The organism is Pseudomonas khavaziana (assembly GCF_036704165.1).
GTDB lineage: Bacteria > Pseudomonadota > Gammaproteobacteria > Pseudomonadales > Pseudomonadaceae > Aquipseudomonas > Aquipseudomonas khavaziana.
Window position 1 is genome coordinate 2,833,747 of sequence record NZ_CP129946.1, and the last position, 16,610, is coordinate 2,850,356.

Below are 16,610 nucleotides of genomic sequence, written 5' to 3' on the forward strand. Positions count from 1 at the left end.
TTCGCTGTTTTTGCCCAAAGCAGCACTTCGACGCGGCTATGATGACGGTTTTTTGTTTACTAATAGCCTGTGAGAATTGACAGTTTTTTAGGCGATTTAGCGATAGCGCTTCAACTCATGCATTGTTACTGCGTCTGCACACACTGCCCTACGCAGTTTGATCGTTCCCGCGCAGTGAACGCAGGAACGATCACTTTCTAGGCGACTGGATGAGCGGTATCCAAGACTTTGTCCACAAGCAACTGCACGCCTTCGAGCATTCGGCAGATGCCCAGCGCTATATTGCGTTGGGGGCCGTCGATTTCGAAAGCGAGTTGGGTGGCGATGTCGGTAATCGAGGCTAGGTCTTGGGAGGCGTTGATCAGCAGGGTTTCCGTGCCGAGGTTGGGGCGCACGGTAAAGAGTTTTTCTGGGGGATTGGGAGTGTCTTTGATCATGTTGAAGGTCCTAAGATTAGTGGAACTGCCAACATTCGCGGTCAAGCAAAGAGGGTGGCAGCTGTACGCAGGTTGACCGACCGGCAATCAAAGGAAATCCGGCATACCCGAAGGTATCCCGCGTACAGCCGCCGCGACACGATACCTCAGACACAAAAAAAACGCCTGAAATAGGTATCGGGGTGACAGTACTTCAATTAATCGGACGGTCAAATCCGGTCGCTGAATTGGCAGCGACGGCCAGAGGTTAGTCAGCGAAGTTCCGAGCGACAACCTGAAACAGCTGTGGGAAACGTCCGAGACCATACCCCCGTAGGAGCGAGCTTGCTCGCGAAAAACTTACTGGCCCTACGGTCATCCAGGTTACCCGCGTTATCGTTGACGATCTTCGCGAGCAAGCTCGCTCCTACAGTGTGTAGGCGGCAGTGGGTTAGCGGCGGGGCCTGTTGAGGCGCGGCACAACCATGCCTACTTCACTCTGGTAACGCCGATACCGCTCGCCAAACAGCACCACCAAATCCCTTTCTTCGAAGCGGGCGCCTATGAACAGATAAACCGACATCCCCAGCGCAAACACCAGATGACCCACCGTCATATGCGGCGTTGCCCAGAACGCGATCAAAAAGCCCAGGTACAGCGGGTGACGCACGAGTTTGTAAAGCAACGGGGTCCGGAATATCGGGGCCTGCTGCGGCGTGTTGCGCCATCGGTCAATCGCCTGCTTCAACCCGAACAATTCGAAGTGGCTGATCAAGAAGGTTGCCAGCAAAACGATACTCCAGCCCAGCCAGAACAGGCCGGCCAGGAGTGCCTTGGCCCACACGGTTTCAACCTCCCAGAAGGTGTCGGGAATGGGTTGCCACAACCAGAACATCACCCCGAGCACCAGGCTGCTGAGCAGAACATAAGTGGAACGTTCAGCTGGCGCGGGAATGAATGCGGCCAACCAGCGCTTGAAGCCTTTGCGCGCCATCAGCGAGTGCTGCACGCCGAATAAAATGATCAGTACGCCATCGATCAAGACGGCGGTGGGCCACGCAACCAATGGCCCATCGTTGATGTTTTTAGGCACCACCACACTGCCAACGAAACCGATCAAATATAAACAGGTAAACAAAAACGCCAAATAACAGCAGGTACTGTACGCCAGCCCGATGACTCGGGCGGCGCGACGGTCTGGATTATTTTTAATGTTCATAAACTTGCCCCTTTCCATCGGCTCATCGCCCTGCAACTCAGCCAGCTCATCCTGAACTCCGATGCGTGAGCCTAGCGGGTATTGCTCGTGCGGTAACCTGTGAAAATTGACAGTGCCTGGAATGTGATCAACCGATATTGAGCCGATCCAACAAGCTGTACCAAGCCACCCCAGCCCCAATATAAAACCGCTGCAACCCATGCAACGGCAACCGCTGCAACGGCGTCACCGGGTAGGCAAACTCTGCATGGCTGTCGCATAGCCGGCCGGCCAGTTGCTGGCCCAGGCTGGTACACAGCGCGATCCCACGCCCATTGCAGCCCAGTGCCAAGGTCAACCCCGGCGCCGGTTCGTGGACATGGGGCATGAAGTCCCGCGTGATCGCGATGCGCCCGGCCCAGCGGTAGTCGAATTGCAGCGGTCCCAACTGCGGAAACAGCAGTGCCAGTGAGCGTTCCAGGTGGGCAAAGTCCTCTGGCCCGGTGGGGTCGTGGAACAAACCACGGCCACCCATCAGCAGACGCCCATAGGCATCTTTACGAAAATACAGCAGCAACCTCTGTGCGGTAGACACGGTTTCCTGGCCGGGCAAGATGCTCTCGGCCGCGTGCCCCTTCAATGGCTTGGTGGCGACGATAAAACTGTTGGCCGCCAGCACGCTCTGAGCCATGCCGGGCCACAGGTTACTGCTGTAGCCATTGGTCGCCAGTACCACTTGATCGGCCGTGACCTGCGTGCCACCCGCTGTCTGCAACTGCCAAGCCGAACCCTGGCGCTGCAACCCTGTCACCGCGCTGTGGCCATGCACCCGCGCACCGGCCGCCAATGCTGCTGCGACCAAGCCACGGGCGTATGCCAAGGGCTGGATCGCGCCGGCACGCCCATCCAGCCAGCCGCCGGCAAACGCCGAGCTGCCTATGCGCGCCGCCACTGCACTGGCATCCAGATGTTGCACCGGCACGCCGCGCCGAGCCCATTGGTCCGCCCGCGCATGCAACCCGGTCACGCCTTTTTCGCTATAAGACACCTGCATCCAACCCTTGCGCACCGGGGCGCAATCGATGCCATGTCGCTCGATCAGCTTGAAAACCAGGTCTGCCGAGCCCGACACCGTGGCGATCAGCGTCTCGGCGCGTTCCGGCCCGTACATCCTTACCAGTTGCTCCGGGTCATATTTGAGCGTGGGGTTGACCTGCCCACCGTTACGTCCCGATGCGCCCCAGCCTGGCTCATGGGCTTCCAGTACACATACACGCACGCCACGCTCAGCCAGATGCAGCGCCGTCGACAAGCCGGTATAGCCAGCGCCGACAATCGCCACATCGACCTTCACTGACTCGTTCAGCGCGGGCGTGGGCACTACCGACGGTGCAGTTGCCGACCACAACGACTTCATGACAGGCTCCGCGTGTTGCCGGTGGGGTGCAGCACGCGCCGCAGGAAGTCCTGGGTGCGCGCATGCTGTGGGTTGCCCAGCACCTGCTCGGCGGGGCCGCTTTCGACGATGTACCCTCCATGCAGGAAGCACACACGATCGGCTACTTCACGGGCGAAGCCCATTTCGTGGGTGACCACGATCATGGTCATGCCTTCATCGGCGAGCGTGCGCATCACCGCCAGCACATCGCCGACCAGCTCGGGGTCGAGGGCCGAGGTGGGTTCGTCGAACAGCATGGCCTCGGGTTTCATCGCCAGGGCGCGGGCGATGGCCACGCGCTGCTGCTGGCCGCCGGAGAGTTGTTCCGGGTAGGCGTCGGCCTTGGCGCTCAGGCCGACCTTCTCCAGCAGTATCAGGGCTTCCTCGCGCACTTGCCGCGGCGGCTCACCTTTGACGTATACCGGGCCTTCCATCACGTTTTCCAGCACGGTGCGGTGGGGGAACAGATTGAAGCGCTGGAACACCATGCCCATACGGCTGCGCAGGGTGTGCACGGTCTTGCTGGTGCGCTGCACGGTTTCACCGAACACCTTGATGTGGCCGCCGTCGTAAGCTTCCAGTGCATTGATGCAGCGCAGCAGGGTGGATTTGCCCGAGCCCGAGGGGCCGACCAGGCACACCACTTCGCCCTTGGCCACGTCGAGGTCGACGCCGTGCAGCACGCGGTGGTCGCCGTAGTGTTTTTGCAGCTGACGAATCTCGATCATGCTTTTTTCCTCCGGCCCAGGTACTGCTCCATGCGGCGCAGGCCATATACCAGCGGCAAGCTCATCAGCAGGTAGAGCAGGGCGACCAGGGTGTAGACGGTCATGTTCTGGAAGGTCGACGAGGCGATCAGTTGGCCCTGGCGGGTCATCTCCGCCACTGTGATGGTGGACACCAGGGACGAGTCCTTGAGCATCATCACCAAAGTGTTGCCGTAGGGCGGCAGGGCGATGCGAAATGCCTGGGGCAGGATCACCCGGCGCATCATCAGCATCGGGCGCATGCCCAGGGCCTCGGCGGCTTCACGCTGGCCCTGTTCGACGGCAATGATGCCGGTGCGGAAGTTCTCGGCCTGGTACGCCGAGTAGGCGATGCCCATGCCGATCACCCCGGCGTAGAACGCGGTGAGGTGGATGCCCATGTCCGGCAGCACGAAGTAGATGTAGAACAGCTGCACGATGATCGGCAGGCCACGGATCACATTGATGATGGTACTGGCCGCCCACGACAGCGCACGGATCGGCGACAGCTTGAGCAACGCCAGCACCAGGCCGATGGCACTGCTGAGCAGGAACGACAGCACCGTGATCTGGATCGTCACCCAGGCGCCTTGCAGCAGGATCGGCAGGAAGTCCTGGGCGTTTTGCAGGAACTCGGCCAAGTTCATGGGCGCGCCTGGGTATCCAGCCCCCATTTCTTGAGAATACTGTCCAGGGTGCCATCGGCCTTGATGCTGGCGATGGCTTTGTTCAGGCGTTCCAGGGTTGCGGCATCGCCCTTGCGCACCACCAGGCACACTTCGCCGACATTGGTGGGCTGGTAGTCAGGCGCCAGTTTCACGCCTTTGAACAGCTTCTGGCGGATCTGGTAAGCCACCACCGGCTGGTCGCCGACGGCGGCCTTGATGCGGCCCAGGGAGAGGTCGCGGACCATCTCGCCGATGGAGTCGTAGGTGCGGATTTCCTTGAAAATGCCCAGCTTGTTCAATTGGTCGTAGAAGATTGTCCCGGCTTGCACGCCGACCACCTGGTCTTTCAGCGGGGTGAGGTCGGGATAAGCGCCATTGTCGTCGGCGCTGACGATCAGGCCTTCACCGTAGGCATACACCGGCGCGCTGAAGTCGACCACCTTGGTGCGTTCTTCGGTCTTGAGCATGCCGGCGGAAATAAAGTCCAGCTTGCCGGAGGTCAGCGACGGGATCAGCGCGGCAAAGTTGGTCTGTTCGATCTGGCTGCTGAACCCACCGGCTTTACCCACGGCTTCGGCCACGTCGACCATCACACCCTGAATGCTATTGCTCTTGATATCGAGGAAGGTAAACGGCGAACCACTGGCCGTTGCCCCGACTTTGTACGAGGACGCACTTTCTGCGTGCGCAACGCTGATACAAAGCGCGGCACATACACCGAAGGCAAGGCGGCGAAACAAGGGCGAAAGACTGTTCATCGGGTTACTCCATAAGGAAAACAGAAGTCAGTAGCGCAAGCGACTGCCGATAAAACCGCAAGCTCTATGCCATTTTGAATCGGAAAAATCGTAAATGACCTAATAAAGTTTGAAAAATGAACTTATCGTATCGCTATGCGATATTTGATGGTCATTGCATAGCTTTTAAGGTAGAAATATCGCCACGCCTGATTGACCAGCCCGCGAGTTCGCCATGCCCGAAGACCGCAACAGTTTGCACAACCAATCCCTGGAAAAAGGCCTGTCGGTGCTCAAGGCATTCAGCGCCCAGCGCCGCAGCATGAGCCTTGCAGAGGTGGCCGAGGCCGCCGGCATGACCAAAAGCTCGGCCCAACGCATGGTGTTTACCCTCGAAAGCCTGGGTTACCTTAGGAAACACTCGCGCACACGGCATTACCAACTCACACCTCGGGTGCTGGAGTTGGGGTTCAGTTACCTGGATGCGCATTCGCTGATTGAAGTGGCCAACCCGTTCCTGTCCGAGTTGACACGGCTAACCGGTGAGACGTCGTGCCTGACCGAGCCAGCGGGCCATGACATGACCTACATTGCGCGGTTTGTCAGCGCCGGGTTTGTGCCGGTGCACATGCCGATCGGTTCGCGGGTGCCGATGTACTGCACCGCGTCGGGGCGGGCTTATTTGAGCGCCTTGCCGCAGGATGAAGCGCTGGCACTGATCGAGAACAGTCAGCGAGTGGCGCACACCAGCCATACCGTGACAGATGTCGACCGAATTCTGGAATCGCTGCAGCAAGTACGCCAGCAGGGGTATGCGGTAAATGGCCAGGAACTGTTTCTGGGCGACATGACCATCGGTGCGCCCGTGCTGGGCGCCAACGGTCGACCGGTGGCGGCGGTGCATGTGGTGGCGCCGACCAGTCGCTGGAGCCAGGCGGAAGCGGAGCGGCAGTTGGCGCCGGCGCTTTTGCAGTGCTCAAGAGCGCTGAGTAACTCGGCGCGGAACCTGGAATAACAGGCAAAGCAGATCAAAATGTGGGAGGGGGCTTGCTCCCGATAGCGGTGGGTCAGTAAAGAACAGGCTGGCAGATACACAGCCATCGGGGGCAAGCCCCCTCCCACATTGGATGTTCGGTGGTTTAAGTATCTGTGTACCACCCAAGCAAAAATATAGTGGGAGTTGGCACAAGCTCTTTGAAGCGCTCAAGAGCGCTGAGCAACTCGGCGCGTAACCTGGAATAACAGGCAAAGCAGATCAAAGTGTGGGAGGGGGCTTGCTCCCGATAGCGGTGGGTCAGTAAAGAATAGGCTGGCTGACACACCGCTATCGGGAGCAAGCCCCCTCCCACATTTGGTTCTCCAGCGTTCTGTGAATATCTATGACACCCAGACAAAAAATGCGCCCGGTCGGGCGCATTTTTTTGTGTGGTCAGCTATCGCCTATCAGGCAATCGCATCCCAAGCGCGATCACCGTTCTCGTCTTTGATCCGAGTCGGCAAGCCCATCACATCCAGCGCCTTGAGGAACGGCTCAGCCGGCAGTTCCTCGACGTTGGCCATGTGCCTCACATCCCACTCGCCACGGGCAACCAGCAGCGCAGCAGCGACCGGTGGAACGCCTGCGGTGTAGGAGATGCCCTGGCTGTCGGTCTCGGCATACGCCTCTTCGTGATCAGCCACGTTGTAGATGAACATTTCACGCGGCTGGCCATCCTTGGTGCCTTTGACCAGGTCGCCGATGCAGGTCTTGCCGGTGTAGCCCGGGGCGAGCGAAGACGGGTCGGGCAGTACGGCCTTGACCACTTTCAACGGCACCACTTCCAGGCCTTCGGCGGTCTTGACCGGCTTCTCGGAGAGCAGGCCGAGGTTTTTCAGTACGGTGAACACGTTGATGTAGTGTTCGCCGAAGCTCATCCAGAAACGCACGTTGGGCACGTCGAGGTTTTTCGACAGCGAGTGCACTTCATCGTGGCCGGTGAGGTAGAGGTTCTGCGAGCCAACTACCGGCAGGTCGTCGGTGCGTTTGACTTCGAACATGGTGTTGCTGGTCCACTGGCTGTTCTGCCAGCTCCACACCTGCCCGGTGAATTCGCGGAAGTTGATTTCCGGATCGAAATTGGTGGCGAAGTATTTGCCATGGGAGCCGGCATTGACGTCGAGAATGTCGATCGAATCAATGCGGTCGAAATGCTGTTGCTGCGCCAGCGCGGCGTACGCGTTGACGACACCTGGGTCGAAGCCCACGCCAAGGATGGCGGTGATGTTCTTCTGTTTGCATTCTTCCAGGTGATTCCATTCGTAGTTGCCGTACCACGGCGGGGTCTCGCAGACCTTGCCCGGCTCTTCGTGGATGGCGGTGTCGAGGTAGGCCACGCCGGTATCGATGCAGGCGCGCAGTACCGACATGTTAAGGAACGCGGAACCGACGTTGATAACGATCTGCGATTCAGTCTCGCGGATCAGGGCCTTGGTCGCTTCCACGTCCAGGGCGTTCAGCGCAAAGGCTTGGATATCGGCGGGTACCTTGAGGCTACCTTTGGCCTTGACGCTGTCGATGATGGCCTGGCATTTGGAGATGTTGCGCGACGCGATAGCAATACGACCGAGTTCGTCGTTGTGCTGCGCGCACTTGTGGGCCACCACCTTGGCGACACCTCCTGCACCAATGATAAGAACGTTCTTTTTCAATTGCTTTATTTCTCCTATATCCGCCAGCTTAGGAAAGGCTGGACAGGTAGTCGTCGTAACCAAATTCACGAACCACCTCGACTGTACCGTCGAGTTGTTTCACTACGATGGACGGCATTTTCAGGCCGTTGAACCAATTTTTCTTGACCATGGTGTAGCCCGCGGTGTCGATGAACGACAGCCGATCGCCGATGGCCAGCGGACGATCGAATTGATACTCGCCGAAGATGTCCCCGGCCAGGCAGGATTTGCCGCACACCATGTAGGTGTGTTCACCCTCGCTTGGCGCCAGCTTGGCATTGAGGCGATAGATCAGCAGGTCCAGCAGGTGGGCTTCGATGGAGCTGTCTACTACCGCGAGGTGCTTGCCGTTGTAGAGAGTGTCGAGCACGGTGACTTCCAGGGAGGCGCTGTTGGTGATCGCAGCTTCGCCCGGTTCCAGGTACACCTGCACGCCGTACTTCTCGGAGAACGCTTTCAAGCGCGCGCAGAACGCATCCAGCGCATAGCCTTCACCGGTAAAGTGGATGCCGCCGCCGAGGCTGACCCACTTGACCTTGTGCAGCAGCTCACCGAAACGTTCCTCGATGGTGCCAAGCATTTTGTCGAACAGGCTGAAGTCGCCGTTCTCGCAGTTGTTGTGGAACATGAAGCCGGAGATCTGCTCGATCACACCGTCGATCTTTACCGGGTCCCATTCGCCCAGGCGGCTGAACGGGCGCGCCGGGTCGGCCAGCAGGTAGTCGGAGCTGCTCACCTGCGGGTTTACGCGCAGGCCACGGGTCTTGCCCTCGGAACGCTCGGCAAACCGCTGCAACTGGCTGATGGAGTTGAAGATGATCTTGTCGCAGTTCTCCAGCATCTCTTCGATTTCATCGTCGGCCCAGGCCACGCTGTAGGCGTGCGTTTCACCTTCGAACTTCTGGCGGCCGAGCTTCAACTCATACAGCGACGACGAGGTGGTGCCGTCCATGTATTGCTGCATCAGGTCGAACACCGACCAGGTGGCAAAGCACTTGAGCGCCAGCAGAGCCTTGGCGCCGGACTGCTCCCGCACGTAGGCAATCTTCTGCATGTTGACCAGAAGCTTCTGTTTATCGATGAGGTAATACGGCGTTTTGATCATTTTTGAGAGCCTGCGGCGGTGCCTGCCAAAAAAGGACACGCATTGTGCCCGCACTTGGAACAGATCGAAAGGTTAGCGGGCGGTTTTTGCGCGCCGTGCCTGAGCATAAGGCTTGAGTGTTACGGTTCGTTAGGATGACCGCGCTGCAAACATGAGCAGATCTTGTGATGATCTAGAATAAAATGAGTTTGTCTCACTATTACCGCCTGCCGACAATGGCTGCCATAAATACCGACATTGGAGTTGTAAGTCATGGCAGTCGCTCATTCCCTGGGATTTCCGCGCATTGGACGCGATCGTGAACTGAAAAAAGCGCAGGAAGCGTTCTGGAAGGGCGAGCTCGACGAGGCCGGCCTGCGTGCCGTGGGCCGTGACTTGCGCAAGATCCATTGGGAGCTGCAAAAACAGGCCGGCATCGAACTGCTGCCCGCCGGTGATTTCGCCTGGTACGACCAGGTGCTCACCCACTCGCTGATGTTCGGCGTGATCCCCGAGCGCTTCCGCCCGGCCGACGGCCAGGCCACGTTGCATACCTTGTTCGCCATGGCCCGTGGGGTCAGTGACAGCTGCTGCGGCGGTGCCCACGCCCAGGAGATGACCAAGTGGTTCGACACCAACTATCACTACCTGGTGCCAGAGTTCAGCGTCGACCAGCAGTTCCACCTGGGTTGGGATCAGCTGTTCGAAGAGGTCAAGCAAGCCCGTGACCTCGGCCACGCCGTCAAGCCGGTCGTCATCGGCCCGCTGACCTACCTGTGGTTGGGCAAGGCCAAGGGCGGCGATTTCGACAAACTCGATCTGCTCGAGCGCCTGCTGCCGCTGTACGGCCAGATCTTCCAGCGCCTGGCGGACCTGGGCGTGGAGTGGGTGCAGATCGACGAGCCGATCCTGGTGCTCGATTTGCCCCAGGAGTGGAAGAACGCGTTTGAGCGTGCCTATAACCTGATCCAGCGTGATCCGCTGAAAAAGCTGGTGGCGACTTACTTCGGTGGCCTGGAAGAGAACCTCGGTTTGGCCGCCAACCTGCCAGTGGATGGGCTGCACATCGACCTGGTGCGAGCGCCGGACCAGTACCCGACCATCCTCGACCGCCTACCGGCTTATAAAGTGTTGTCCCTGGGCGTGGTCAATGGCCGCAACGTGTGGCGCTGCGACCTGGAAAAAGCCCTGGCCACCTTGCAGCATGCCCACGAGAAATTGGGTGATCGCCTGTGGGTTGCGCCGTCCTGTTCGCTGCTGCACAGCCCTGTGGACGTTGGCCGTGAAGACCAGCTGGATGCGGAGCTGAAAAGCTGGTTGGCCTTTGCTGTTCAGAAGTGTGCGGAAGTGGCGGTGCTCGCCCAGGCCGTCGACCAGCCCGAGGCGCCCAACGTAGTTGCCGCCTTGGCGCAGAGCCGCACCATTCAAGCGGCTCGCGCGACTTCGCCACGCATCCACAAACCTGCCGTTCAAGCCCGTGCGGCTGCTATTTCTGCACAGGACAGCCAGCGTCAGTCGCCGTTTGCCCAACGCATCGCGAAACAGCGGGCCGGCCTGGACCTGCCGCTGTTCCCGACCACCACCATCGGTTCATTCCCGCAAACTACGTCGATCCGCCTGGCACGCCAGTCTTACAAGGCCGGCAAATTGAGCGAAGCCGAATACGTCGAGGCCATGCACAGTGAGATCAAGCACGCCGTCGAGGTCCAGGAAAACCTCGGGCTGGACGTGCTGGTACACGGTGAAGCCGAGCGTAACGACATGGTCGAGTACTTTGCCGAACAACTGGATGGCTACGTGTTCACCCGTTTCGGCTGGGTGCAGAGCTATGGTTCGCGCTGTGTGAAACCGGCGGTGATTGTGGGTGATCTGAGCCGCCCGAAAGCCATGACCGTGGAGTGGATCCGCTACGCCCAGGGCCTGACCGACAAAGTGATGAAGGGCATGCTGACGGGGCCTGTGACCATGCTGATATGGTCGTTCCCACGGGAAGACGTGAGCCGCGAAGTGCAAGCCCGGCAACTGGCCCTGGCGATTCGTGACGAAGTGGTGGACCTGGAAGCCGCAGGGATCAAGATCGTGCAGATCGATGAAGCCGCATTCCGTGAAGGCTTGCCGTTGCGCCAGGCGCAGTGGCAGCACTACCTTGACTGGGCCACCGAGGTGTTCCGCCTGTGCGCCTGTGGTGTGCGAGACGAAACCCAGATCCACACCCACATGTGCTACAGCGAGTTCAACGATGTGATCGAGTCCATCGCGGCGATGGATGCCGACGTGATTACCATCGAAACCTCGCGTTCGGACATGGAGCTGCTCCACGCATTCGAAGCCTTTGCTTACCCGAATGAAATCGGCCCGGGGGTCTATGACATCCACTCGCCACGGGTGCCGGATGCCTCGGAGATGGCCAACTTATTGCGCAAGGCCGCCAAGCGGATTCCGGCAGAGCGCCTGTGGGTCAACCCCGATTGTGGGTTGAAGACGCGGGGCTGGCCTGAGACCGAAGCGGCGCTTATTCACATGGTCACCGCCGCCCGCCAACTGCGCGCCGAATTGGCCTGATACGGATTAAAAATGTGGGAGGGGGCTTGCCCCCGATGGCGGAGTTTCAGTACCAAATCCATTGGCTGACCCACCGCTATCGGGGGCAAGCCCCCTCCCACATTTGGAGTGGCGATAGTCAGAGATATTTGAGCCAGGCGATGTCGCGCCGACGCGCCTTGAGCCCGGCAAACCAACGCACGGGCGGATACAACGCCAGCGGCAGCAACAGCGCGGCCAGCCACACCGCGCCGATGCTGTCGAAGCCGAAATAATTGCCTCGATTGAGGCCAAACAACGCAGCACAGGCCACATACAGTATTTTCAGCACATACAGGTGCAACAGGTAGAAGAACATCGGCGCGGCGCCAAACACGGCCAGTATCCCGATCCAGCGTTTATGCCCGACACGTTCGAACGCCAGCAGTACCAACAAGCCAATGCCCAGCGTCAGCGCCAGGAACAACAGTGAAGGCGGGTACTTGGTAATGTTGAAGAAGCTCATCAGTGTCTGCACGCCGCTGTCATACGCCTGCCAAGGCTTGTCGCCGTACCCGTTGACCGCCCGCAACAACACAAAACCCACCAGCGCGCCCAACCCCGCCATCAACAAATAACGCTGACGTGTGGCCGGCGATGTGACATTGGCAAACCAGGGTCCAAGACCGTAGCCCAGGGCAATCACGCCGATCCACGGCAACACCGGGTAGGTTACGCGCAGCCGCAGGTTTTCAGACACCTGGATCCAACTGCGTTCATGCAGGATCGACCACACCACCTGCGACGTCGATCCCGGGGCCAAGTGCACTGCATCGAGCAGGTTATGCCCGGCAATCATCACCAGGGCCAAGCTGATCAGCAACGCACGCGGCAACCACACCAGGGCGGCGAGGGCGATCATGCTCACGCCGATCGCCCAGATCACCTGCATATAGATCACTGTGGGCGGCAACTGGAACGTCCAGGCGAAGTTGACCAGGGTGAACTCCAGCACCACCAAAAACAGCCCGCGCTTGAACAAAAACGCCGACACGTCGCGCCGGCCTTGGTATTTTTGGCCATACAGCCAGGCCGACAAGCCGGTGAGCAGCACAAACACCGGCGCGCATAGATGGGCCAGGGTGCGGCTGACAAACAGCGCAGGCTCGGTGCTGTCGATGCTCATCGGGTCGCTGACCTGGCGATGCAGCAGGAAGGTTTCGCGCACATGGTCCAGTAGCATGAACAGGATCACCAGGCCGCGCAGGGCGTCGATGGACTGCAGGCGTTGGCGTAAGGTAGTAGCGTCAGTCATAAGTAGGGAATCGCAAGCGGGCAAATAATTGACGTTATCCTATAACATTAATTGAGGCGCATGATGATCAGCATGAAAACGCAATCAGCCGAGGCCGTAATCGAATTCTGGAAACAGGCGGGGCCCAAGCGTTGGTTCGCCAAGGACGATGGCTTCGACACAGTTTTTCGCGACACCTTCTACGCCACCCATATGCAGGCCGCAAGGCGCGAACTGGAAGATTGGCTGACCTGCGCCGACGGTGCGCTCGCGTTATTGATCCTGCTGGACCAATACCCGCGTAACGCCTTTCGCGGCACCGCGCATATGTTCGCCACCGATCCGCTGGCACGCCTGTATGCGCACCAGATGGTGGACGCCGGGCTGGATCAACAGATCGAACCCCAGTTGCGAGCGTTCTGTTATCTGCCGTTTGAACACTCGGAAGATCCGCAGGACCAGCAACGCTCGCTGACGCTTAACCAGCAGTTGGATGCCAATACTTACCACTGGGCCAAGGAACACGCCGTTATCATTGAGCGGTTCGGGCGCTTTCCTCATCGTAATGCGGTGTTGGGCAGGGCTACGACACCAGCGGAACAGGTTTTTTTGGATGAGGGTGGATTTGCGGGGTAGGGCGTAGGAGGGGGCGTGCTCATCGCCTCTAGCTGATCCAACAGCGCTGTGCGTCGGTTAGCTTGGAGGAAACCTGAATCACCTGAAGAGTTCGCCTACAAAGTTTTAGGTTAAATCCCATACTTTGCGTGCTTGTAAAGGTTTCTTGCGTGCTCAAACATTATTATCAGGATAACTAACTTGAGACGCATGACTTGCAGCCAAATGTGCGGATACTGATTCTAGCTTGCAGCACCACCGTAATGGCCCAGCTAGGCGTGACGCTTTATCTTCCAGTCACGCCTTATATCGTTGATGCACTCGGTATGAGTGCGGCTGAAGGCTACAACGCCTTACTGATGTATTTAAGCGGTGCCGCAGTTCCATTGATTTTCGCCGTCCACCTTATTAGGTTATTTGGTCGTTCAGCAGTTCTGTGGATGTTCTGCTGCATTTTCTTTAGTGGAAGTTTTTTATCCGTGTGGGCTTATGACGATAAAAGCTTTTATCTTTCAAGGCTGCTGCAAGGCTTGGGTGGCGGCGGGGCGGCGTTGCTGGGACGCGCATTGTTATCGCAGGTTTTCTCGGGAGCTCACTTAGCGAGGAATTTATCCCTTTTATCCTATTCATTTGTTTTTGCGTTGGTGGCGGGACAAGTCGCAAGCGGTTTTTTAGTTTCTTTTTTTCGCTGGGAAGTGGTGGCAGTGGTCATGGCGTGCGGCTCAATCATCTGCGCTATCCTGGTACTGCCTGTAAGAGAGATTCTGTCTGCTCTGGATATCGACAGTCAGCAGCGAGTCGGACGTCCAAGGTATGCAGCTATGGTCAGTCATCCCAGCTTTTATTTGCCGGTCATACTAGGCGGGTGTGGTTATGGGGTGTTTGTTGTGTACCAAGGTGTAGGTGTCTACGTCTTTGACGCGCTATTGGAGTGGGATAGCGCGCAATACGGGATGTTTGGGGTATGGCTGGGGCTTGCCTATTTCGGCGGGGCGCTGTCTGTAAGGTATGCATTGAGGTCGGTTAGCATTTCTGCACTTTCAATAATGGCCGGCAGTGTGCTGCTTTTTGCGGTGTCGGTATTTTTGTTAACAACCTCAAAGCACTTGGATCGCCACTCTGTGTTCTTGGCATATCTAGCAGTCTGGTATGCCCAGGCAATGATCTACCCCTGTGTCGCGTCCATGGCGGTAAAAAAATACCCAGGTATTGAGGCAATGATGCTGTTTAGCTTCTTGCAACAGCTAGTTGCTCTGTTATTCGGAGCATTAGCATCACTGCTCATTGCCGTTGGCATGCATGGCGTGGCATTACTAACCCTTGGTTTAGGCGTCTTGGGAGCGCTGGTGACAGTTTTACTGTCAAATAACAGTAGCAGCTAGGCACCGGGCGGCTTTTGTATTCCCATCAGGAATGCCCCCATAAAAACCCTGCATTGTCCTTATCGACCCGAATCTCGTAGCTTAGAGGCTCATCCACCGGAGATAGCCTATGAGCCAACTGCGCCTCTACGTTGATTCGCTGTTCACCAGCCCCTACGCCATGTCGGTGTTCGTCGCGCTGCGGGAAAAAGGCTTGACGTTCGAAACGGTTTCCCTTGATCTGCATGCTGGACAAAACCAGTCGGCAGATTACGCCCAACGCTCCCTGACCCAACGGGTACCCACTCTGGAGCACGGTAATTTCACGCTGTCGGAATCTTCGGCAATTACTGAGTACTTGGACCAGGCGTACCCTCAGATCTGCGTTTACCCAACTGATCTGCAGCAGCGGGCGAGGGCGCGGCAGGTTCAGGCGTGGCTGCGCAGCGACTTGCTGCCGATTCGCCAGGAACGTTCGACGCTGGTGGTGTTCTACGGGCAGAAGATGCCGCCTTTATCGCCGGTGGCTCAGGCCGCTGCGGGCAAGTTGATCACTGCTGCTCAGGCACTTCTGGCAGGCAACTCTGAGTATTTGTTTGGCGAGTGGTCGATCGCCGATGTGGACCTGGCGGTGATGCTCAATCGCCTGATCCTCAACGGCGACAGTGTACCGGCCGAGCTGGTAGCGTACGCGCAGCGCCAGTGGCAACGCCCGTCAGTTCGGGAGTGGGTCAACCTGCAGCGGCCTGTGCTCTAGCTGCCACTCTTCCTCGATACGTCGGTCGAGGTCCTCCCAGTGGGCCATGCCCAGCACCCGTGTGGTGTTCAAGCCCCGCAGGTAGCCGCGTAGTTGTTGGGCGCTGGCCGAGCGTTGTTCAGCATCGGCGCTTGGGTCCAGCAACACGTTTTCATAATCGACCAGGTAATCGGCGACCCGCTCGCGAAATTCCGGCAGTACGGCATCGCGGATGCGGTCGAAGGTTTTCTGGTAGGGCTTCATGGCGGGGTCCTTATAGATTTTATCGGCTGCCTGACACTATCGGTTCAAATGATAGTCACCATCAAGGATCACAAGTTCTGTTTTTTCGCCAATCGCGCAGAATCTGCACATCGAAACGCGGTTCAAGGAAATGCGCGATGAGGACGATTATCCAGTTTGCACTAATGGCCCTGATGCTGGGCACGGCGGCCATGACCACCCCGGCGATAGCCGATGAACTGCGTACAGGCCATTTGCTCCCGCTTGCCGCTGGCGTAGACTCCCTGCAGCGCGCCCAGTCGGTGGGGGTATTGTTCAGCGAAAATACTCGCGAGAACCTTAATTACCTTGAACGCTACCACGCCATGGCGCTGAACGGCGCCAAGGACGCGTTGGATGGGCGTATTCGTGAAGCGTTCGTCAACAGCTCCGATCCGCAACTGGCGATCGACTGGTTGATGAATTCGCTACAGGGCACTTTTCTTTCGGTGACGGTCTATAGCAGCCTGGATGCTCTCGTGCGGGCACATCCGGACGTGGTGGTGGTGCTCGATGCCCATAACCAATTGCTGACCCAGCGTAACGACCGGGTCGAGGCGCGCTTTGCCGCACGCTTCTATGACGCGAACCTGCAGTACATCGCCAAGGCTGAAGGCTCGGTGGACAAGCATGTGCCGTCGGTGTGGGTGCACGATAAGGCCGCGCCTGAGATCGCCGCGCTGATCGAGCAACAACGCGATGTCCAGCAAGACGCCCTGAAGCAGTTCGATATGTCGCTCAAGGCTCTGGTTCGCGCAGGTTGACCCGCGAATGGATGTAAACCCTATTGGTTATTTTCAGGAATC

The 16,610-nt window shown here is 58.4% G+C and carries 16 protein-coding genes; 6 read left to right on the top strand and 10 right to left on the bottom strand.

Translation table 11 applies throughout. The features are described from left to right. Positions 1-197 precede the first annotated feature (197 nt). From QYQ93_RS12545 to QYQ93_RS12575, 6 genes are all read right to left on the bottom strand, one after another. A complete protein-coding gene (locus QYQ93_RS12545) occupies positions 198-437 on the bottom strand; it encodes a DUF6124 family protein (protein WP_043051697.1) in 240 nt (79 codons plus the stop codon). A gap of 430 nt (positions 438-867) precedes the next feature. Next, positions 868-1,635 (bottom strand): methanethiol S-methyltransferase, encoded by a 768-nt coding sequence (gene mddA, locus QYQ93_RS12555; protein WP_338477253.1) that lies wholly within the window; start codon positions 1,633-1,635, stop codon positions 868-870. A 127-nt stretch (positions 1,636-1,762) separates the two neighbouring features. Continuing rightward, positions 1,763-3,031 (bottom strand): FAD-binding oxidoreductase, encoded by a 1,269-nt coding sequence (locus QYQ93_RS12560; protein WP_338477088.1) that lies wholly within the window; start codon positions 3,029-3,031, stop codon positions 1,763-1,765. Beyond that, positions 3,028-3,780, bottom strand: coding sequence for an amino acid ABC transporter ATP-binding protein (locus tag QYQ93_RS12565; RefSeq protein WP_338477089.1), 753 nt, complete (start codon positions 3,778-3,780; stop codon positions 3,028-3,030). Before QYQ93_RS12565 ends, QYQ93_RS12560 begins: the two co-directional genes overlap by 4 nt. Then, positions 3,777-4,445, bottom strand: a complete 669-nt coding sequence (locus QYQ93_RS12570; protein ID WP_043051693.1) for an amino acid ABC transporter permease — start codon at positions 4,443-4,445, stop codon at positions 3,777-3,779. Before QYQ93_RS12570 ends, QYQ93_RS12565 begins: the two co-directional genes overlap by 4 nt. Then, positions 4,442-5,224, bottom strand: coding sequence for an ABC transporter substrate-binding protein (locus QYQ93_RS12575; protein WP_338477090.1), 783 nt, complete (start codon positions 5,222-5,224; stop codon positions 4,442-4,444). Before QYQ93_RS12575 ends, QYQ93_RS12570 begins: the two co-directional genes overlap by 4 nt. 214 nt (positions 5,225-5,438) lie before the next feature. Here QYQ93_RS12575 and QYQ93_RS12580 point away from each other — a divergent pair, with 214 nt between their 5' ends. Beyond that, positions 5,439-6,218: an IclR family transcriptional regulator gene (locus tag QYQ93_RS12580; RefSeq protein WP_043051691.1), complete on the top strand. Its 780-nt coding sequence runs from the start codon at positions 5,439-5,441 to the stop codon at positions 6,216-6,218. Positions 6,219-6,646: 428 nt separating this feature from the next. Here the strand turns inward: QYQ93_RS12580 and QYQ93_RS12585 are convergent, their stop codons facing one another. Beyond that, positions 6,647-7,891 (bottom strand): saccharopine dehydrogenase family protein, encoded by a 1,245-nt coding sequence (locus QYQ93_RS12585; RefSeq protein WP_338477091.1) that lies wholly within the window; start codon positions 7,889-7,891, stop codon positions 6,647-6,649. 28 nt (positions 7,892-7,919) lie between these two features. Continuing rightward, positions 7,920-9,017 carry a carboxynorspermidine decarboxylase gene (locus QYQ93_RS12590; protein WP_338477092.1) on the bottom strand — a complete coding sequence of 366 codons (1,098 nt, stop codon included), beginning with the start codon at positions 9,015-9,017 and terminating at the stop codon, positions 7,920-7,922. A 252-nt stretch (positions 9,018-9,269) separates the two neighbouring features. Between QYQ93_RS12590 and metE the strand changes: the two genes are divergently transcribed. After that, entirely contained in the window at positions 9,270-11,558 is a 2,289-nt protein-coding gene (gene metE / locus QYQ93_RS12595) for a 5-methyltetrahydropteroyltriglutamate--homocysteine S-methyltransferase (protein WP_338477093.1), read from the top strand. Between the two features lie 118 nt (positions 11,559-11,676). Here the strand turns inward: metE and QYQ93_RS12600 are convergent, their stop codons facing one another. Further along, positions 11,677-12,831: a DUF1624 domain-containing protein gene (locus tag QYQ93_RS12600; protein ID WP_338477094.1), complete on the bottom strand. Its 1,155-nt coding sequence runs from the start codon at positions 12,829-12,831 to the stop codon at positions 11,677-11,679. A gap of 72 nt (positions 12,832-12,903) precedes the next feature. On the opposite strand from QYQ93_RS12600, the gene QYQ93_RS12605 reads away from it, so the two are divergent. The 3 genes from QYQ93_RS12605 to yfcF all read left to right on the top strand — a co-directional run bounded on the left by QYQ93_RS12605 (position 12,904) and on the right by yfcF (position 15,543). Continuing rightward, positions 12,904-13,446, top strand: a complete 543-nt coding sequence (locus QYQ93_RS12605; RefSeq protein WP_043050588.1) for a DUF924 family protein — start codon at positions 12,904-12,906, stop codon at positions 13,444-13,446. A gap of 242 nt (positions 13,447-13,688) precedes the next feature. Next, on the top strand, positions 13,689-14,807 hold the full coding sequence (locus tag QYQ93_RS12610; RefSeq protein WP_338477095.1) for an MFS transporter: 1,119 nt from the start codon (positions 13,689-13,691) through the stop codon (positions 14,805-14,807). Between the two features lie 109 nt (positions 14,808-14,916). Continuing rightward, complete coding sequence (gene yfcF, locus QYQ93_RS12615; RefSeq protein ID WP_338477096.1) at positions 14,917-15,543, top strand: glutathione transferase; 627 nt, start codon at positions 14,917-14,919, stop codon at positions 15,541-15,543. On the opposite strand, the gene QYQ93_RS12620 is transcribed toward yfcF, so the two are convergent. Continuing rightward, positions 15,502-15,786 (bottom strand): hypothetical protein, encoded by a 285-nt coding sequence (locus tag QYQ93_RS12620; RefSeq protein ID WP_043050563.1) that lies wholly within the window; start codon positions 15,784-15,786, stop codon positions 15,502-15,504. The genes yfcF and QYQ93_RS12620 overlap by 42 nt on opposite strands. 137 nt (positions 15,787-15,923) lie before the next feature. On the opposite strand from QYQ93_RS12620, the gene QYQ93_RS12625 reads away from it, so the two are divergent. Next, positions 15,924-16,568, top strand: coding sequence for a hypothetical protein (locus tag QYQ93_RS12625; protein ID WP_043050564.1), 645 nt, complete (start codon positions 15,924-15,926; stop codon positions 16,566-16,568). Positions 16,569-16,610: the final 42 nt, after the last annotated feature.

Coding starts and splice junctions, on each gene's coding strand:
- QYQ93_RS12545 (WP_043051697.1), bottom strand. CDS start 437: ATGATCAAAGACACTCCCAATCCCCCAGAAAAACTCTTTACCGTGCGC.
- mddA (WP_338477253.1), bottom strand. CDS start 1,635: ATGAACATTAAAAATAATCCAGACCGTCGCGCCGCCCGAGTCATCGGG.
- QYQ93_RS12560 (WP_338477088.1), bottom strand. CDS start 3,031: ATGAAGTCGTTGTGGTCGGCAACTGCACCGTCGGTAGTGCCCACGCCC.
- QYQ93_RS12565 (WP_338477089.1), bottom strand. CDS start 3,780: ATGATCGAGATTCGTCAGCTGCAAAAACACTACGGCGACCACCGCGTG.
- QYQ93_RS12570 (WP_043051693.1), bottom strand. CDS start 4,445: ATGAACTTGGCCGAGTTCCTGCAAAACGCCCAGGACTTCCTGCCGATC.
- QYQ93_RS12575 (WP_338477090.1), bottom strand. CDS start 5,224: ATGAACAGTCTTTCGCCCTTGTTTCGCCGCCTTGCCTTCGGTGTATGT.
- QYQ93_RS12580 (WP_043051691.1), top strand. CDS start 5,439: ATGCCCGAAGACCGCAACAGTTTGCACAACCAATCCCTGGAAAAAGGC.
- QYQ93_RS12590 (WP_338477092.1), bottom strand. CDS start 9,017: ATGATCAAAACGCCGTATTACCTCATCGATAAACAGAAGCTTCTGGTC.
- metE (WP_338477093.1), top strand. CDS start 9,270: ATGGCAGTCGCTCATTCCCTGGGATTTCCGCGCATTGGACGCGATCGT.
- QYQ93_RS12600 (WP_338477094.1), bottom strand. CDS start 12,831: ATGACTGACGCTACTACCTTACGCCAACGCCTGCAGTCCATCGACGCC.
- QYQ93_RS12605 (WP_043050588.1), top strand. CDS start 12,904: ATGAAAACGCAATCAGCCGAGGCCGTAATCGAATTCTGGAAACAGGCG.
- QYQ93_RS12610 (WP_338477095.1), top strand. CDS start 13,689: ATGGCCCAGCTAGGCGTGACGCTTTATCTTCCAGTCACGCCTTATATC.
- yfcF (WP_338477096.1), top strand. CDS start 14,917: ATGAGCCAACTGCGCCTCTACGTTGATTCGCTGTTCACCAGCCCCTAC.
- QYQ93_RS12620 (WP_043050563.1), bottom strand. CDS start 15,786: ATGAAGCCCTACCAGAAAACCTTCGACCGCATCCGCGATGCCGTACTG.
- QYQ93_RS12625 (WP_043050564.1), top strand. CDS start 15,924: ATGAGGACGATTATCCAGTTTGCACTAATGGCCCTGATGCTGGGCACG.